This is a genomic window from Arthrobacter sp. 05L417 (genome assembly GCF_056397865.1).
Genome location: NZ_JBFTOG010000006.1, coordinates 46988 through 64287, shown reverse-complemented (window position 1 = coordinate 64287; position 17300 = coordinate 46988). Strand labels below are relative to the sequence as shown.

The window sequence follows — 17300 nt, the reverse complement described above, 5'->3', positions numbered from 1 at the left end:
TGCGCGCCGCTCCAGGGTGAGCCTGTCCCGCAGCGTTCCGGGCGAAAAGCCGCATTACTTCTTGGCCTTGTCCTTGGATTCGTCGGTGGTCAGGGCGGCGATGAACGCTTCCTGTGGAACTTCCACGCGGCCCACCATCTTCATGCGCTTCTTGCCTTCCTTCTGCTTTTCCAGAAGTTTGCGCTTACGGGTGATGTCACCGCCGTAGCACTTGGCAAGGACGTCCTTGCGGATGGCGCGGATGCTCTCGCGGGCAATGATCCGCGAGCCGATAGCGGCCTGGATGGGCACCTCGAACTGCTGGCGGGGAATGAGCTCGCGCAGCTTGCCAGTCATCATGACCCCGTAGGCGTAGGCCTTGTCACGGTGGGTGATGGCGCTGAAAGCGTCAACCTGCTCACCCTGGAGCATGATGTCCACCTTGACCAGGTCGGCGACCTGCTCGCCGTCGGCCTTCCAGTCCAGCGAACCGTAGCCTCGGGTCTTGGACTTGAGGATGTCGAAGAAGTCGAAGACGATTTCGGCCAGCGGCAAGCGGTAGCGGATTTCCACGCGGTCTTCGGAGAGGTAGTCCATGCCGCCCATGACGCCGCGGCGGCTCTGGCACAGCTCCATGATGGCGCCCACAAACTCATTGGGCGCCAGGATGGTGGCGGACACCATCGGTTCGCGCACCTCAGCGATCTTGCCCGTGGGGTACTCGCTGGGGTTGGTGACGTGGATGACCCGCTTGTCCTCCAGCGTGACCTCGTACTCAACGTTGGGAGCGGTGGAGATGAGGTCGAGGTTGTACTCGCGTTCGAGGCGCTCACGGGTGATTTCCAGGTGCAGCAGGCCAAGGAAGCCCACGCGGAAACCGAAGCCGAGGGCGGCAGAGGTCTCCGGTTCGTAGACGAGCGCTGCGTCGTTGAGCATCAGCTTCTCAAGGGCATCCCGGAGCACGGGATAGTCCGTACCGTCCAAGGGGTACAAACCGGAGAAGACCATAGGCTTGGCATCGGCGTAACCGGCGAGGGACTCGGAAGCGGGCTTGGCCAGGTTGGTCACGGTGTCGCCGACCTTCGACTGGCGGACGTCCTTCACGCCGGTGATCAAGTAGCCTACTTCGCCGACGCCCAGTCCCTTGGAGGGAGTGGGTTCCGGAGAGCTGACACCGATTTCCAGGAGTTCGTGCGTGGCACGGGTGGACATCATCTGGATCCGCTCGCGCGGGTGCAGCATGCCGTCCACGACACGGACGTAGGTGACCACGCCGCGATATGTGTCATACACGGAGTCGAAGATCATGGCGCGGGCCGCTGCGCTGGGGTCGCCGACAGGGGCTGGAAGATCGCGGACGATCTTGTCCAGGAGGGCCTCCACGCCGACACCGGTCTTGCCGGATACCCGAAGCACGTCCTCGGGGTCGCCGCCGATCAGGTTGGCGAGTTCCGCCGCATACTTTTCGGGCTGGGCGGCCGGGAGGTCGATCTTGTTGAGCACCGGAATGATTGTCAGGTTGTTTTCCATCGCCAGGTAGAGGTTGGCGAGGGTCTGGGCCTCGATGCCTTGCGCCGCGTCCACCAACAGGACCGCACCTTCACAGGCCGCGAGGGAACGGGAAACCTCATAGGTGAAGTCAACGTGGCCAGGGGTATCGATCATGTTCAGGGCGTAGCTGGTGCCGTCAAGTTCCCAAGGCATGCGGACAGCCTGGGACTTGATGGTGATGCCACGTTCGCGTTCGATATCCATGCGGTCCAGATACTGGGCCTTCATGTCGCGGGACTTAACGACGCCGGTGTACTGCAACATGCGGTCGGCCAAGGTGGATTTACCGTGGTCGATGTGGGCGATGATGCAGAAGTTCCGGATGATGGCCGGATCTGTCGCGGCGGGCACCGGTGCGGTGCGGGCCATGGGAGACACGCAGGGTCCTTACTGTCGATACTCACACGGCCGGACTCCGGACTGGCCTGGACCATTCCGGCCGATGCCGCATATCTGAACTAATAGTCTCCCATGAACACGACGCCGCTTGTGCACTGTGATCGGGCGCCGTCGCAATGTGGGAGACGCATGGTGAGCAACTTGATGCGCGACGCGGCATGGCAATGGAAAGTACGGTGGAGCCATGGCATCGGACACACATTTGCTTGGCAGACTCCTCAAAGGCTCCTTGGGCTACCTTCGACGGATCATCGGAGCCCCGGCTGGCGCACCCGCTCGCCCATCCCCGAAAGCCGGGGCCGCGGCGACAGCGAGCCGGACACGAAGCGCAAGCACCGGCGTCGGGCAGCTTTCACGCCCCTATCCGGGCGACTTCAGGGGCGCCGTGTCTCCGCGGTACGCCCCCAACCCCGACGGCAAACCGGACCCCGGAGAAATCGTGTGGTCCTGGGTCCCTTACGAAGAGGATTATTCCCAAGGTAAGGACCGGCCGGTCCTGTTGATTGGGCACGACGGCGGGTGGCTGCTGGGGCTGATGCTGACCAGCAAAGACCACGACAACGGGCTCCATTCAGACGACTACATCGACATCGGGACCGGCGCCTGGGACCCCCAAGGCCGGCCCAGTGAGGTCAAGGTAGACCGGGTAGTTCGCGTCAGTCCGGCGGACGTCCGGCGCGAGGGTGCCGTCCTCGACAAACGCACTTTCCAACTAGTGGCGCGTCGGCTCAACGGGCGACACGATCCGGCATAGACCCGAAATCCCCGGAAAAGCGCCGAGTCTGATAATATTTATGGCTGTGTGTCCGTGCAGGTCGACGGCCACTCATGGTTGGCTGCCATAGGCATCCCCACGCCGCTCAGTCGATGGCCAACCTGAAAACCCTCTAGACCATTTCCGCATTAAAAAGAGAGTTCACACACGTGGCTAATATCAAGTCCCAGAAGAAGCGCATCCTCACCAACGAGAAGGCTCGCCTGCGTAACAACGCTGTCAAGTCTGAGCTGAAGACGGCCATCCGCGCCGTTGCCACCGCCGTTGAGTCCACGGACAAGGATGCCGCTGCAAAGGCTCTTGTTGCTGCCAGCCGTAAGCTGGATAAGGCTGTCAGCAAGGGCGTTATTCACAAGAACAACGCTGCAAACCGCAAGTCGGCGATCTCCAAAAAGGTCAACGCACTCTAAGGTTTTTCCAGTTCGACTGAGCTGAACGCGTGAGGCCGGCACCCATTGGGTGCCGGCCTCAGGTATTTAAGGCTGAGCTACCTGAGACGAGCAGGACGGAGTTCACGATGGCGACGATGACGAAGAGCATCGCAAGGCGCCCGTTCGGGGCAACAAACACCTTCTTTGCAGCCGCAATGTAGATGGCCCCCGCGATGGTGCCGAACAGAATACGCACCCAGGCTTGACCGAGGAGACCGAGCGCTTCGGGCTGCAAAAACAGACCCATGACGAGGACAGTGGCCATGAACGGGATTTGACCTAGAAGAACCCAAAACCAGCTGGCTCCAAAGGTGGGGCCATGTCCTTTGACGATGCCCTTGTATATAAGCCTCAATATGAGGGCTTGCAGAAACGATGCCAGGATACTCCAGGCAATGACGCCTACGCGGAGGAAGGTGAGGAGCACTTCTTGGCTCGAAAACTGGTTGTGTTCGGCATTTTCCGTGGCCAGCCGTCCAATGCTCGGCCCCACAGCGAATTGGGCAGCAGCAGTGTATGCGAGCAGGAGGCAGATGATCCAGACCGGGTTGATCTTCTTCGGGCTCTGCGGTGTGGGCTGATCGGACGTCTTTGGGCTCGTGGAGGTCATGACTTACCTTTCGAGCAGTGCGTGTTCGGCCCACTCGGCCAGGGCAGCCAGGAAGTAGAAGGTAGCTGCGGCGATGAGGACTTCGCACATCTTGTGAGCCACGTGACGCCAACCGTGTTCTCCTCTGACCGTTCCGAGAAGTGTTGGCCAAAATAGGCGTGCCCCGTGGATTGTGAGCGTCCACGCTACGATCTCGAGGGGAACGTGGATCGCGGTGAGCGCAACGGTCTGGTGAAGGCCAACAGCCGCGGTACTGGCAACCAGGCCCATCCCGAGCCAAAAGCCGTTGAGGATCATCATGACGATCGCACCGTAGTGGGTCAGGAAAAGAGCGAGAACAGCCAAGGAAGCGTTGTGCAGAAGTATTCCTGGCGCGCTAATCGAAGTCACGTCACTGCTGCTGCCCCACGTGAAGAGAGAAGCAAAACCTATCCCGCAGGCCATGGCGATCAGAATTTTCAAGGAATCGGTGCCCAGATATGGGAAGTGGGAACGCACGGCCTTGAAAGGAGCGCGAACGCTATTGGTGAGACGACTGCTCATTTTCGCGCTCCTGTTGGGCGCAGTTCGACTGTATCCTTTTGGCGGATCGCGAGATCGTAGTCGGTCCAGTGGTCATCCTCGTGTGTAGCCACGAGGACCAGTCGGCCTCTTCCTACGGCGAGGATTGACTGGCGTGCGACTAAAGAGGCTTGCTGGTCCAATCCGTTAAGGGTCTCGTCGAGAAGTAGGACATCGACGTTCCTGAGTGCCAAAGCTACTGTCAGAACCAGTCGCTGGCGCTGTCCGAGGGATAGGTCTGCGACCTTGGCTGGCATCATCTGTTCCGTCAGAAGATGATGCCCTTCATCTTCCGGCATCTCCGACGTGCCAATCAGCGGCCTGACCATATCCAAGTGTTCTTCTACCGTGAGGTAGTCGAGGGTAAGAAAGTCCGTGTCTAGATAGACCGCCGTGAAGTCCTTTCTCCACCGCTCGATTTCAGTGCACGACGTCGAGATCATACCGCCGAGGAGCTTGAGTAGCGTCGTTTTGCCGCATCCATTCGGCCCTCGAAGCGCAACAACGCCGCGGTCCGGAAGATCTACGGCAGCTCCGTCAAAAATGACGTGGGATCCAAAGGCATGATCGACACGCGCGAGAGATTTCAGGTGTCCTCCGTTTCGGTGGCAGATAGTTCACGCAGCCATGCAGGCGCGTCGTTGAGAACAAGGGCGGCCAAGAGCACAGCCACGAGAGTCAGTCCGCCAGACGCGATGCCAAGCCAAGGACCGTTTGTTGCTTGCGGTGCAGCGGTGCTCAGAATGCCTGAGAACACAACTGCGAGGCCAGCGCAAAGTGCTGCGCCTAAGCCGGCCTTGGATTTCTGCGCCAACTTCGCGACGTGCGAGGCCGGCATAACGGCCGTCCGACGCTGGACGATCAAGGCGTCGATGCTTATCTCGAGAGCGACAAGAGCAGCGAGCAAGACCGCCGCCTGGGTGTACTTTCCCAAAAGGAGGAATACACACAACATAAAGGTCAAGGGTGCGGTTACTACGATCGCAGTTACCAGGCTGCGGATGATGAGGGGCTTTACCCAGGACGGTTTAAGCCTTACTAGGAATAGGGCAAAGCCCAAGGTTTCGGGTGACGAGATCCTTACGAAAGACGATCGATACAGAACTACCCCCGAGAAGAAGACAACGAGAGCAATAAACGGCGCCGTCCACGGCCACGGTGTCATTTCCATGACCGACAAGGCCAAGCTTGACAAGAGAAAAATGCATGCTGCTTTAATTGATAAATCAGTCAGCAACTCACAGCCACGCAGCGCACGGGGATGGGCTGCGACCCAGTATAGAACAGGCGTGGAAGCTGCCGTAAGAACAGTGCCTGCCATGATCAACAACAATTTGTAACCCAATCCAGAGCCTAGGGTGTCATCGACCTCCAACCACCATGCATTCGCAAACAGAAGAATCAGGCTGCTCGCAGATAAGGCAACAATCAAAATAACGAGCACCCGGTTCGCCGTTCTCTTCAGGGGTGCCACGACAAGAAATGATGAGATAACGAGCGCCCCGACGGCTAATAGATTACTAACCTCGTGCCACCGCAGGTTCTGAAGGATGAGCATGCCAGCAAGACCCAGATCCGTAAGGACCAAACCCGCGCGCATCCCAACCCCCAGGGGTGCTGACACGGTGTTCCAGCAACGGTGGGATTGGCTGTAGCGACGCCTCGCTTGTATGAGCGCTACTGCCAACAGCACCGCCGCGATGCTCACCAGGTCAGGAGTGCTTAGCGGAATTCCCAATGTGGCTAACCCAGCTGGCTGGGGCGTCCACACCATACCCACGCCGATGATGAGTAATGTCAACAAATGCCCAAAGATCAGTGCGTTGTTGATGGTCGTAGCGTGAGCTGGAAAGCCTAAACTCGACAGAAGGTCCTGGAACCGATGGGACCTGCGCCGAAAATCGTTTGTGAAGGTGGCCTTGCACCCGGAGAGGACCACAGCGTATACACGAGTACGTCTTTGGGTGACGTCAGGCGAGTTCATTGTGGCCTTCTCATGGGCTGGTACGTAAGTGTTAGCGGTTTACCATGCAACGAACTGCTTCAGCGCCCACTTCTTGGCCAGACCAAATTTTCGCCATCTTCCATGTGAGTGAGCCGTTGGTGCGGCTCCGGCTCTCAACGGGAGTTGACATGAATGTTCCTTTCATACAGTGATTTTCGTAGTCACCCGTCCGGCATCTCAGAGGGCTGACACAGCGGGCTCGTCATCCGGAGGAAGGACTTCCCCACGGCGAAATCTACGGTCAAAAAGACCGCCGAGGTAGCCGTTTGCCTGAATTTGAGTGGTCATTGCCCGAAATTGAGTAGTGATTGCCGCGGAATTGAGTGGGTAGCCAGGCCGCCTATGAGTGTGCCGCCTGTGAGTGTTATGCGTGCGACGCGCCGGGTTCCGGCATCAGGGTATTTAGGACTTCGGGGTTCGACTCACGACGCGCAAATGGACTAGCGACGCAGGGGATTCGGGCGTCGCCAGGAAATGTGCGTGTCGCCCAACAATATGGGTGTCACGCGTGGGCTTAGCGGCCTCGGGCCGCGTTCGAAATGACCGTGACGGCGTGCTCTACCGCGTACACGGGATCCCGGGAGAGGCCCTTTACTTGGGCATCCGCTTCTGCCGTGACTTGGATGGAACGGATCAGGCCTTCAGGGGTCCAACGCCGGACGTCCCGCTGGGCTTGTTCCACCAGCCATGGCTGCATGCCAAGCTGCTTGGCGATCTGTGCCGACGACCCCTGGGCTCCTGCAACCTTGGCCAAGGTGCGGAGCTTCGCGGCAAGGGCGGCCACCAGCGGCACCGGGTCAACCCCAGTGGCAAGGGCATGCCGGAGGCTGGACAGGGCCTGCGGCCCGTTGCCGGCCATGGCGGCGTCCGCAACCTTGAATGCCGTGGCTTCCACGCGGCCGCCGTAGTAGCGCTCCACTGTGGCTGCGTCGACCGCGGTGGTAGCGTCCGCGATGAGCTGGTTGCATGCGGCAGCGAGCTCGGAGAGGCTGGCGCCGACCGCATTGACGAGGGCCTGGACGGCTTCCGCCTCGATGCGGCGGCCGCCTGCCTTGAATTCCGAGACGACGAATGCTGTTTTCTCGGCGTCCTTTTTCAAGGGTTGGCAGTCCACCACCGGCCATCCAGAGGACTTGATGGCGTCCAGGAGTTTCTTTCCGCGCACTCCGCCACCGTGGCGAAGGACCAACACGACGTCGCTCTCCGGTTGGGCTACGTATTTCAAGGCATCGGCAAGGAAGGCATCGGTCATCGACTCGAGGCCCTCGATCTCGATAAGTTTGGCCTCGTCGAACAGCGACGGCGTGACCGCCATTGCGAGGGAACCGGACTCGTAGCTTCCGGCATTGAGCTTGCTGATTTCCACTTCCGGTGCTGCGGCCCGCACCTGAGAGCGGATCCGATCCATGGCACGGATTCCGAGGTATTCCTCAGGGCCGGTGATAAGCACTACCGCGGACGGGGTAACGTCCCGCCAGCTGGCGGTGTTTGCCGCGGAAGTTTTAGCCTTGGAGACCTGGGCAGCAGCCAACGTTGCTTCCTTCCAGAAGGGTTTTTGCAGAATCCCAGTCTCCCACGTTCAGCGTCCAGGGCGGTGATCCTCATACGCGCGGCCCGCCTACGGGGCGGCGGCGAGACCCGGAATGGGCCTTGGCCCGTCGACGCCGGACGACCGACTCCCCCGCGGCCATGAGCAACACCAAGCGGCGGTGCAACGACAGTACAGCTGAGCCCGCCAACGTCGGATGCAGGACCAGCCACACAATCAGGATGGTCACAACAGACCAGAGAAGCATGGTGGCGATTCCCGTTGGACCTTCAGGCCACGGCAGGGCCGCTCCCGGAAGTCCTGCGAAGAACCTGGCGATTGCCGCCACGATTTCCGCGCTGGCCCCGGCGATGGCCATGGGAATGACCGAAAGCCAGGGAATCAGCGGAACGAGGGGAACCGCAATGGTTCCCAGGATCGTCACGGGTGCGACAAACGGGGCGACTGCGATATTGGTCGGCAATGAGTAGCCGGAGAATTGGGGTTGCAAGGCCACGATGACCGGGCTGCACAGAAGTTGTGCGGCCAAGGGGACCGCGACGGCGGAGGCTAGCCAGGAAGGCACCCACGTCGGAGCCCAGGAGGCGATGGGCCGTGCCAACAGGACAATTCCCAGGGTAGCGAGGACAGACAAGAGAAACCCCACACTCGTACCAAGTGAGGGGTCCAGGATGAGCAGGCCAGTGACCGCGAGGCAGAGAAAGCCCAGGCTCCGGCCCCGCCGGCCACTACTCAGCGCGGTGAGGCCGATAGCACCCATGACTGCCGCCCTCAGGACGCTCGCGTCCGGTCCGACCATCATGACAAAGGCCGCCAAGCAAGCAAGGGCCACGATTGCCGCGACTCCCCTGGCAAGCCGAAAGCTCCTCGCGAGGAGCACCAGGCCGCCAAGAATGAGGCTGCAGTTTGCACCACTCACGGCGGTGAGGTGGGTGGTGCTGGTGGTCTTCATCGCGGCCTCCAGGCCTTCGTCCAGACCGGTGGTGTCGCCCGTGACCATTCCTGGTAGGAGTCCGGCGGCGTCGCCCTGCAACCACTCGGCGGCGGAACTGAATTGCTTTTTCAATTGCGCTGGACCTTGGGGAATGTTGGCAGATCCCCCCGTCTGGTGCCTTGCTTCCGTCTTGCGCCGCGAGTCCGGCCGCATGGGTGGGGTGGCGGCGGCAAGGACACCGGCCTCGACCTGTCCTGGCTTTGCCGGCTTCAGCTTGCCGGCGGTTCGTACCTCCTGTCCCTTGACGACCTGGTCCCAACCTTCGCCTCCGGTCAGCAGAATTCTTGTGCGGGTGCGGATCAACATGCCGTCGGCCGCCATATCAATCACTTCGGCGGGTACGGCCCACCGTCCCGATCCACGTGAGTCCGTGCCAAATTCGCGGGGATCACCCACGATTAACACATGAATGACAACCGAGTCGCGCGCCGCCGCAGCGTCGGCAACCGGACCGTCCTGGCGCGGTCCGGCCTGCGTCGCGGCGTGGGCGGCCACGGCTGCGGCAAACAAGCACGCAACAGCCAACGTGGCAGGAAAGGTCCTCAGGCTTTGAGGGGCCACGGCCCGAGCGCTGAGAAGAAGACACGCGGCGACGGCCAAAGCCACGCACACAACTCCCGTCCACAGCGGAGGTAGATAGGCGGAGGCAAGGGAAACAGCCCACGTGAGAATGGCAGAGGGGGCCAGTCGAAGGTCCACGCGCCCCGGGCCCGCCTTGGTTCCGCTCACCCTAGACCGTCACCAAGGGCAGAAGGGATTCCATCATCTTGGGACCAACACCATCCACTGCATCGAGGTCCTCCACGGAAGCGAACGGACCGTGTTGCTGCCGCCATTCGACGATCCGTTTTGCCAGGACGGGGCCGACCTTCGGCAAGGTATCCAGTTCCTCAGCGGTCGCGGTGTTGAGATTGACTTTGCCACCGGCAGAAGTCCCGGCCCCGGTGCCACCGGCCGTTGGGGCACCGCCGACTGGTCCCGCAAGCTGCGACGGAGCCGCCTCCCCTATCCTCGGAACATGAATCTTCGCCGAGTCCTCGACGACGGCGGCAAGGTTGAGGCTGTCCAACTCGGCTGTTGGATCCGCACCACCAGCTGCAGCGATCGCATCGAATACCCGCGCACCGGCGGGCACCCTGACGATCCCGGGATTCTTCACCGCACCCGCGACGTGCACGATAAGTAACTGGGCGCCGTCGGGAGATTCCGGAGCCCCGTTGACACCGGCTTTTCCGCTACCCGTGCCCGCTTCCGGAGTTCCTCCCGCATGTGAACTTCGGACGAGAGGCGCAATGGTCGGCTGCCCGGACCACGACTGCCAGAAGAACCAAACCACCACCAGCAAACAAGGCAAAGCCAACAACACGGCCACGCGCCATGGTGTGCGCCACCGAAGCCGCGATGGAGATCCTGCTTCTTCGGACAAGTCTTCGGTGGCTGACTGCGCTCCAGCATCGTCCATACCCGATGCGGATGCCATCAAGGTACCCATCGGAAGCAAAGGTTCCGTCTTGTTGTCGTGCCTCGGTTTCGCGACCGCCTCGTCGTCCGGCGTTGGCGCAAGACGGACAGCGAATCGGAGCCGGGCGGCACTCGCAGCGTCGTCCGCGGGTGAAGCTCGGTTCCTACGTGGCATATCCACGAGCCTAGAACTTCCATGCTCGCAGCTGCAGCCCGGATCGGTGCTATGTGGACAGGGCCGCCGCAGAGTGCCTGTGGAGGATCAGTGGCCGCATGACACGGCCCAAGGCGGGCTCATATTTGGAAGTAGTGGTTTCTTCGGGGTTTCCGGTCCGGGTCGGTGTGGGGTGGCGGGATGAACCAGGGCACGCCTGTTTGGACTTGGATGCGCCAGTCTTCCTTGTGGATCAGGTGATGGTGGTGGCTGCAGAGCAGCGTGCCGTTGGCGGCGCTGGTGGGTCCGCCGCGGGACCAGTACTCGATGTGGTGGGCCTCGCACCACGGGGCCGGCATGGTGCACCCGGGGAAGGCGCAGCCCTTGTCCCGCGCGGTGATGGCTTTGCGCAGGTGCGGCGGGAAGATCCTTGAGGCCCGGCCGATGTCCAGGACCTGGCCCTCGCCGCCCAGGACCACGGGGATGATGTCCGCGTCGCAGGCGAGTCTGCGCAACGTGGCTGCCGGGACGGGCCCGGTGAACGTCAAGGACCCGGTGCCGCCGCCTTGCCGGGGGTGGTTGAACAGGGCGGGCTGCCTGGGTGAAGACTGCCCGAAGGGTGAAGGTTGTCCGGCCTGTGAAGCTTGCCCGGGCTGGGGATGCCGGTGGTCGTGGGGGAAGAGGTCGCGGTGGTTGATGGTGGCCAGGATCTGCGGGCGGTGCCCGCCCGCGGCGGGCAGGGACCCCGTGGCCAGGGCGAGCCGGCAGGCGCCGACCAGACCGTCCAGCAGCTTCTGCGCCCTCGACCGCGGCTCCAGCGCCCCGGCACTCTCGGACGAATCGCCGGACGGTGACGGATCTACGCATGGTTCGCCGGATGCCTCGGCGGATGCCTTGCCGCATGCTTCCGCGCAGGCAGGAACCGCGCTGACCTGACCGGCGCCCTGGGCTGCTGTGCCCTGGGGTGTGCGGGTGCGGGGGTTGGCAGCGGTGTTCATGACCGTGAGCAGGTGCTCGTATTGCTCGGTGGTGGCGAAGATCTCCACGTGTTGGAGCCCGTGCTTGGGGCGGCGCAGGAACGCTCCTTGGTGGTGGCGCAGGGATTCTTCGGACGGTTCCGGGCCGTCCTGGTCGATCGCGTCGACCCAGCGCCGCGCCAACCTGGCCAGGAAGTCCTGGTCGTTTTCCTCCGCGGTGCGGACCAGGGCGTGTTCCATCTCCGCGGCCTTCTCCGGGCCGCACAGCGGTCGGACCTTCGCCACGGCCGTCGTGATGATCCCGGCCGGGCGGGACCCGATCACGCCGGACGCCAGCGCCGCGGCGGTTTCCTCATGCCGGGCAGGGACCGTTTCTCCGGTCAGGCCGCGGCCCGGCAGCAACTCCCGGGCCAGCGCAAGCCGGCGGCCGGCCTCGGCGGTACTGATCCGCAGCAACGACCGCAGGTGCTCGGCTGTGGACCTGAACTCCCCGCCCCGGCCGCTTCCAGCCTGCGCGGAGCCGGCGGCGCCATCCTGCCCGGAGCCGGCGGCACCATCCTGCGTGTCCGTGGGGGCTGGCGTGGTCCCGGACGTCCAGCCCGCGCCGGAGCCGGTCTCCGCATCGGCAGCCCAGCCTGTCGTCCAGCCCGTGGTCCGGCCCGACCCGGCGGCGGGTTCTTCGTTACGGGCCCGGTCCAGCCCTGCAGCGGCGAGCAGTTGGAGATAATCCATGGTGCGGGAGAGTGTCTCCACCCCGGACGCGAACGCGACGGCCTCCTGGAAACCCAGCCGTCCGACGTCGTCGGCCGCCTTGCCGGCCAGCGACCTCACTGCCTCCACGGCCCCGTCCAGGGCAGCCTGCGGCCCGTCCCGACCGCCCGGATCCACCAACGCCAGTCCGCCCGGACGCCCGCCCGGAACCCCGGCAAAACGCAGACCACGGCCATGATCGGACACCCCGAAATACCCGCGGGACGCAGGGCCCTGCCGAGTGTCGAAGTATCCGATCGCTTCCATGGCAACACTCTGCCACGAGGGTACGACAGTATAAGGCCGTCGCTCAGGACTTCGGCTCACGGCAACCTCCGCGTAGCCGGATACGTTGCCTCATGTGAAAACCTCCGCGTCGCGGCGTCGTTCGCAAGTGTGGCGGCAGTTGGGGGTTATGCCTTTTCCGTGGAGCTAACGATGGCCCGGCAACAAGCTCTGCCGAATGGGATGACGCCATCTCGGCGTTTGTGAGATCGACCTGAAGGGCCAGGCTTTGTATGAGAGCATCCACGCCGGAAAGGTTTTGCGCGTTCGCTGGCGAGTTTCCGGTTATAGTCGCTGCGCTCATCCGCACCAGCAGTCCGCCCTGTTCGTCGGTCAGCTCAAGCTCCCGGTCCCGGCGCAGCAGCGGCACCAGGACAGGCAATGAACGCCGCCTTCAAACGCATCAAGCCCGGAGCCCTCTCACAGAAGATCCGCGCTCGACCGGCAACTGGAAACACTGGCCCTGACTAAGAAGCCAGCACCCCTCAAACCCGTCAATCGCGCCTGGAACAGCGAGCCATGGCAACACTCTGCCAGGAGGGTACGACAATATAAGGCCGTCGCTCAGGACTTCGGCTCATGGCAACCTCCGCGTAGCCGGATACGTTGCCTCATGTGAAAACCTCCGCGTCGCGGCGTCGTTCGCAAGTGTGGCGGCAGTTGGGGGTTATGCCTTTTCCGTGGAGCTAACGATGGCCCGGCAACAAGCTCTGAAGAAGGCGCTGCTCAAGCCCCAGCTCCCGTTCCGCACCCCGGCCGAATGGGATGACGCCATCCCGGTGTTTGTGAGATCGACCTGATGGGCCAGGCTTGGTATGAGAGCATCCACGCCGGAAAGGTTTTGCGCGTTCAGCGGCAGCCCGCCCGCAGTTACGGTTCGCTCCGCATCGTGTTCGCCTGATCCGTTGTGGCTCCCGCAGTGCCGCTGAGGAGCGTTCAGGCGCCAGGGGTACTGCTTTCCCCGACAACCACGGCCAAAACGCCGAGCCCCGCGTGGGCCGCGAGAACGGCAGGCAGGGTACTGATCTGCGCAGGCGGGCAACCGCGGCAGTTCTCTCCCAGCCTGGCCGCGAGGCGCTCTGCCTCTGCCAGATTCCCAAAATGGTGCACGGCGAGCCGCGATTGTCCTGCAGGCCGGGAATTGACATCCGCAGCAACGATTTCTTCAAGCCGGGCAACGGCCTTGGCAGCCGAGCGCACCTTCTCGAGCGGCACGATCTTGCCGTCGTCGACCGCGAGGATCGGCTTGATGGACAGCATGGCCCCGAGCCACGACGCAGCAGCGCCGATTCGGCCGCCGCGCCGGAGCTGCTCAAGGCTCGGCACATAGAAGTAGACCTTGGTGCGGCTCAATCGTTCCTCGGCAAAGTGACGGACTTCGGCTGCCGAACGGCCGTCTGCGGCCGCAACCAGTGCGCTTTGGACGCCCATCCCTAGCGCCATTCCCACGGTGCGGGAGTCAATGACTTCGACGGGGATCGAGACGCGCTGCGCGGCCATCCGCGCTGAATCGGCGGTGCCGGACAGTCCGGCGGAAATGTGGATGGAGACGACGGCTTCGAAACCGCGATCCCGGGCGGCGAGATAAGCCTGCTCGAACTGGCCGGGTGAGGGTCTGGAAGTCTTCACGGACGATCCCGCCGCCAGGGCCAACGCTAGCGTCTGGGTGATGTCGTCCTCCCCTTCGCCGTAGATCTCCTCGCCCACCATCACGGGCATCGGCACGACAGCGAGGCGGCCGTCGGCGACGAACGCCTTGACCCATTCGGCCGGTAGCGCGGCAGCCGAATCGGTGACGACGGCGGTGCGCACGACGGCGGGCGCCGGCTCGGTTCCGGCGCGGCCCGGCGTCGTGGATTGGCGCAGGCGGGCCAAACGTTCCTTGAGCCACAACCATGCGGGTGGTTCGCGGTCCGTCAAGGGAGCCTCCTGGAGCTGGTGGCTGGCCGCCGGCAAGCGCCGGCGGCCGGTTCCCGGCTAGGCCGGGACGATGTTGACCAGTTTAGGCGCGCGCACGATCACCGTGCGGATGCCGCGGCCATCGAGTGCTCGTTGCACGTTTTCGCTGGCCAGGGCGAGTTCGCGCAGGGCGTCCTCACTGATGTCCGGAGAAACGTCCAAGCGGTCACGGACCTTGCCCTGGACCTGCACGACAGCCGTCACGGTGTCCTGGACAAGAAGTGAGGCATCGTGGGAGGGCCAACCGGCGTTCGCCACCGAGGCCGGGTGGCCCAGCTGGTTCCAGAGGTCCTCGGCCGTGTACGGCGCGAAGAGGCTCAGGATGACTGCGACGGCTTCCACGGCTTCACGGACAGCGGGGTCCGCGCCACCGGCACCGGAGTCGATCGTTTTGCGGGTCGCGTTGACGAGCTCCATCAGCTTGGCCACCACGACGTTGAACTTGTTGTTGTCCAACAGATCAGCGGCGTCGGCGATGGTCCTGTGGGTGACGGTGCGCAGCGCGCGGTCACCAGTGGAGGCATCGACGCCGGGCTCGCTTGCCACGTCCTGGCCAAGGCGCCAGGCACGGGCAAGGAACTTTGCCGAGCCCGACGGCGAGACGTCCGCCCAGTCGACGTCGTCCTCCGGCGGGGAAGCAAAGACCATCGTCAAGCGGACGGCGTCGACACCGAACTTGTCCAGTTGCTCGCCAAGATCCACCCCGTTGCCGAGGGACTTGCTCATGGCCTTGCCGCCGTTGAGGACCTGCCCCTGGTTGAGCAAGGCGCTGAAGGGTTCGTCCGCGTCAAGCAGGCCCATGTCGTGGATGACCTTGGTGAAGAAGCGGGCGTAGAGCAAGTGCAGGATCGCGTGCTCCACGCCTCCCACATACTGGCCGACCGGCATCCAGTCGTTGATCTTGGCGGGATCGAACGGTCCCTCGGTGTAGTGCGGGGAAACGAAGCGCAAGAAGTACCAGGACGAGTCAACGAACGTGTCCATGGTGTCCGTGTCGCGCTGGGCGGCCCGTCCGCAGTTCGGGCACTCGACGTTGACCCATTCCAGTGCCGCGGCGAGAGGAGACGTGCCCCTCGGCGACAGCGCCTCGCCGCGCAGGTTTTCGGGCAGAGTGACAGGGAGTTGATCGTCCGGCACCGGCACCTCGCCGCATTCGGCGCAGTGGATGATGGGGATCGGGGTACCCCAGAAACGCTGGCGGCTCAGGAGCCAGTCGCGCAGGCGGAAGTTGACGAATTTCTCCCCTGTGCCCAACTTCTCCAGGATGTCGATGGCTGCGGGGATGGCTTCGGCCTTGGACAAGCCGTCCAGTTCGCCGGAGTTCATCAGGGTGCCTTCGCCGGCGGTCGCAACGCCGGTCTCCGCCGGGTCTTCCCCGCCGGTGTTCAGGACCGGCCGCACGGGCAGGCCAAAGGCGCGGGCGAAGTCGAGGTCGCGCTGGTCGTGCGCGGGTACTGCCATGATGGCGCCCGTGCCGTAGTCGGCGAGCACGTAGTCGGCTGCCCACACGGGCAGTTTTTCGCCGTTGAGCGGGTTGATGGCGTAGCGGCCGGTGAACACGCCGGTCTTCTCGCGCTCAGTGGACTGGCGTTCGATGTCGGACAGGGCCTTGACCTTTTCGCGGTAGGCCATGAGGGAGTCGTGGTGTTCGGGTGTGACCAGGTCCAATGCCAGGTGCGCGTCCGCGGCGACGACGAAGAACGTAGCACCGTACAGGGTGTCCGGTCGGGTGGTGAAGACAGTGACTTCGCGCTCGGCGCGGCCGTCCGTGGCTTCGATGGCGAACCGCACGTGTGCGCCCTCGGAGCGGCCGATCCAGTTCCGCTGCATCGCCAGGACGCGCTCGGGCCAGTGTCCCTGGAGCTCGGACATATCGTCCAGCAGGCGGTCGGCGTAGTCGGTGATCTTGAAGTACCACTGGTTCAGGGACTTCTTCGTGACAGGGGTCCCGCAGCGTTCGCACGCGCCGTTGACCACTTGTTCGTTCGCCAGGACGGTCAGGTCCTTCGGGCACCAGTTGACGGGCGAATCCTTGCGGTAGGCCAGCCCGCGCTCGTAGAAGCGCTTGAACAGCCACTGCGTCCAGCGGTAGTACTCCGGGTCCGAAGTGTGCAGCCGACGGGACCAATCGGCAGAGATCGCGTAACGCTTGAACGATGCGGCCTGCGTGTCGATGTTGGCGTACGTCCACTCGCTGGGGTGTGCGTTGCGCTTGATGGCGGCGTTTTCCGCGGGCAGTCCAAAGGAGTCCCAGCCGATGGGGTGCAGGACGTCGAAACCCTTCTGGCGGAGGTACCTCGCCACGACGTCACCCATCGCGAAGGCCTCGGCGTGGCCCATGTGGAGGTCGCCTGAGGGGTAGGGGAACATGTCCAGGACATAGCGCCGCTCGCGGGAGCCGTCGTCAACAGGGGTGAAGACTTTGAGGTCTTCCCAGACCTGCGGCCACTTGGCCTCCATCGAGGCGAAGCTGTAGACACCCTCCTCGGGCGTCTCGCCTGCCACTGTCGACTGTGCTCCGGTTTCTGTCTCCGGCTGAACGCTCACTGCTGCCCTCTTCTGTTCTTCCATGACGGTTTTGCCTCCTGCTCCGGGTCCCGGAAGGTCCCGGACACACAAAAGCCCCTCGACAAGGAGGGGCGGCCGCTCGGTTCGCGATGATCTAAATCGACGAATACCGGGCGGCTAGCTAAGCAGAAGGATCGCACGCATAAAACTACTCTAGCGCACCACAGTGAGCGGACCGTGTTTCGAGGAAGATGGCCCGGTCGCCGCGGTGACTGACCCGCGTTTCGATGGGGCGGCCCCTCGCCCGGGTGTGGTGGGCACCGCGAAGCGAGCGGGGCAGGGGCCGCCCCAT

General features: G+C 63.3%; 13 protein-coding genes. 2 read left to right on the top strand and 11 right to left on the bottom strand.

The window, feature by feature from the left end:
• Positions 1-54: 54 nt before the first annotated feature.
• Positions 55-1908, bottom strand: coding sequence for a translation elongation factor 4 (lepA, locus tag AC1DJW_RS07545; RefSeq protein ID WP_476901065.1), 1854 nt, complete (start codon positions 1906-1908; stop codon positions 55-57).
• 205 nt (positions 1909-2113) lie between these two features.
• Between lepA and AC1DJW_RS07540 the strand changes: the two genes are divergently transcribed.
• Positions 2114-2683 carry a type II toxin-antitoxin system PemK/MazF family toxin gene (locus tag AC1DJW_RS07540; RefSeq protein WP_390277337.1) on the top strand — a complete coding sequence of 190 codons (570 nt, stop codon included), beginning with the start codon at positions 2114-2116 and terminating at the stop codon, positions 2681-2683.
• A 170-nt stretch (positions 2684-2853) separates the two neighbouring features.
• Positions 2854-3114 carry a 30S ribosomal protein S20 gene (gene rpsT, locus AC1DJW_RS07535; RefSeq protein ID WP_028267110.1) on the top strand — a complete coding sequence of 87 codons (261 nt, stop codon included), beginning with the start codon at positions 2854-2856 and terminating at the stop codon, positions 3112-3114.
• Between the two features lie 58 nt (positions 3115-3172).
• Here rpsT and AC1DJW_RS07530 read toward each other — a convergent pair whose 3' ends face one another.
• From AC1DJW_RS07530 to leuS, 10 genes are all read right to left on the bottom strand, one after another.
• Positions 3173-3745, bottom strand: coding sequence for a hypothetical protein (locus AC1DJW_RS07530; protein ID WP_390277340.1), 573 nt, complete (start codon positions 3743-3745; stop codon positions 3173-3175).
• Positions 3746-3748: 3 nt separating this feature from the next.
• The gene (locus tag AC1DJW_RS07525; protein ID WP_476901064.1) at positions 3749-4288 is read right to left on the bottom strand and encodes a hypothetical protein; all 540 of its coding nucleotides are present in this window, start codon (positions 4286-4288) and stop codon (positions 3749-3751) included.
• Positions 4285-4851: an ABC transporter ATP-binding protein gene (locus tag AC1DJW_RS07520; protein WP_476901099.1), complete on the bottom strand. Its 567-nt coding sequence runs from the start codon at positions 4849-4851 to the stop codon at positions 4285-4287. The genes AC1DJW_RS07525 and AC1DJW_RS07520 overlap by 4 nt, the downstream gene beginning before the upstream one ends.
• A gap of 41 nt (positions 4852-4892) precedes the next feature.
• Positions 4893-5930, bottom strand: coding sequence for a hypothetical protein (locus AC1DJW_RS07515; protein WP_476901063.1), 1038 nt, complete (start codon positions 5928-5930; stop codon positions 4893-4895).
• Positions 5931-6825: 895 nt separating this feature from the next.
• Positions 6826-7842, bottom strand: coding sequence for a DNA polymerase III subunit delta (gene holA / locus AC1DJW_RS07510; RefSeq protein WP_390277346.1), 1017 nt, complete (start codon positions 7840-7842; stop codon positions 6826-6828).
• 70 nt (positions 7843-7912) lie between these two features.
• Positions 7913-9583 (bottom strand): ComEC/Rec2 family competence protein, encoded by a 1671-nt coding sequence (locus AC1DJW_RS07505; protein ID WP_476901062.1) that lies wholly within the window; start codon positions 9581-9583, stop codon positions 7913-7915.
• 1 nt (position 9584) lies between these two features.
• Positions 9585-10334 (bottom strand): helix-hairpin-helix domain-containing protein, encoded by a 750-nt coding sequence (locus tag AC1DJW_RS07500; RefSeq protein WP_476901061.1) that lies wholly within the window; start codon positions 10332-10334, stop codon positions 9585-9587.
• A gap of 275 nt (positions 10335-10609) precedes the next feature.
• Positions 10610-12463: an HNH endonuclease signature motif containing protein gene (locus AC1DJW_RS07495; RefSeq protein ID WP_476901060.1), complete on the bottom strand. Its 1854-nt coding sequence runs from the start codon at positions 12461-12463 to the stop codon at positions 10610-10612.
• Between the two features lie 954 nt (positions 12464-13417).
• Complete coding sequence (locus AC1DJW_RS07490) at positions 13418-14401, bottom strand: DegV family protein (protein WP_476901059.1); 984 nt, start codon at positions 14399-14401, stop codon at positions 13418-13420.
• A gap of 57 nt (positions 14402-14458) precedes the next feature.
• The gene (gene leuS, locus AC1DJW_RS07485) at positions 14459-16987 is read right to left on the bottom strand and encodes a leucine--tRNA ligase (RefSeq protein ID WP_476901098.1); all 2529 of its coding nucleotides are present in this window, start codon (positions 16985-16987) and stop codon (positions 14459-14461) included.
• Positions 16988-17300: the final 313 nt, after the last annotated feature.

Coding starts and splice junctions, on each gene's coding strand:
- AC1DJW_RS07540 (WP_390277337.1), top strand. CDS start 2,114: ATGGCATCGGACACACATTTGCTTGGCAGACTCCTCAAAGGCTCCTTG.
- AC1DJW_RS07530 (WP_390277340.1), bottom strand. CDS start 3,745: ATGACCTCCACGAGCCCAAAGACGTCCGATCAGCCCACACCGCAGAGC.
- AC1DJW_RS07525 (WP_476901064.1), bottom strand. CDS start 4,288: ATGAGCAGTCGTCTCACCAATAGCGTTCGCGCTCCTTTCAAGGCCGTG.
- AC1DJW_RS07500 (WP_476901061.1), bottom strand. CDS start 10,334: ATGGCATCCGCATCGGGTATGGACGATGCTGGAGCGCAGTCAGCCACC.
- AC1DJW_RS07495 (WP_476901060.1), bottom strand. CDS start 12,463: ATGGAAGCGATCGGATACTTCGACACTCGGCAGGGCCCTGCGTCCCGC.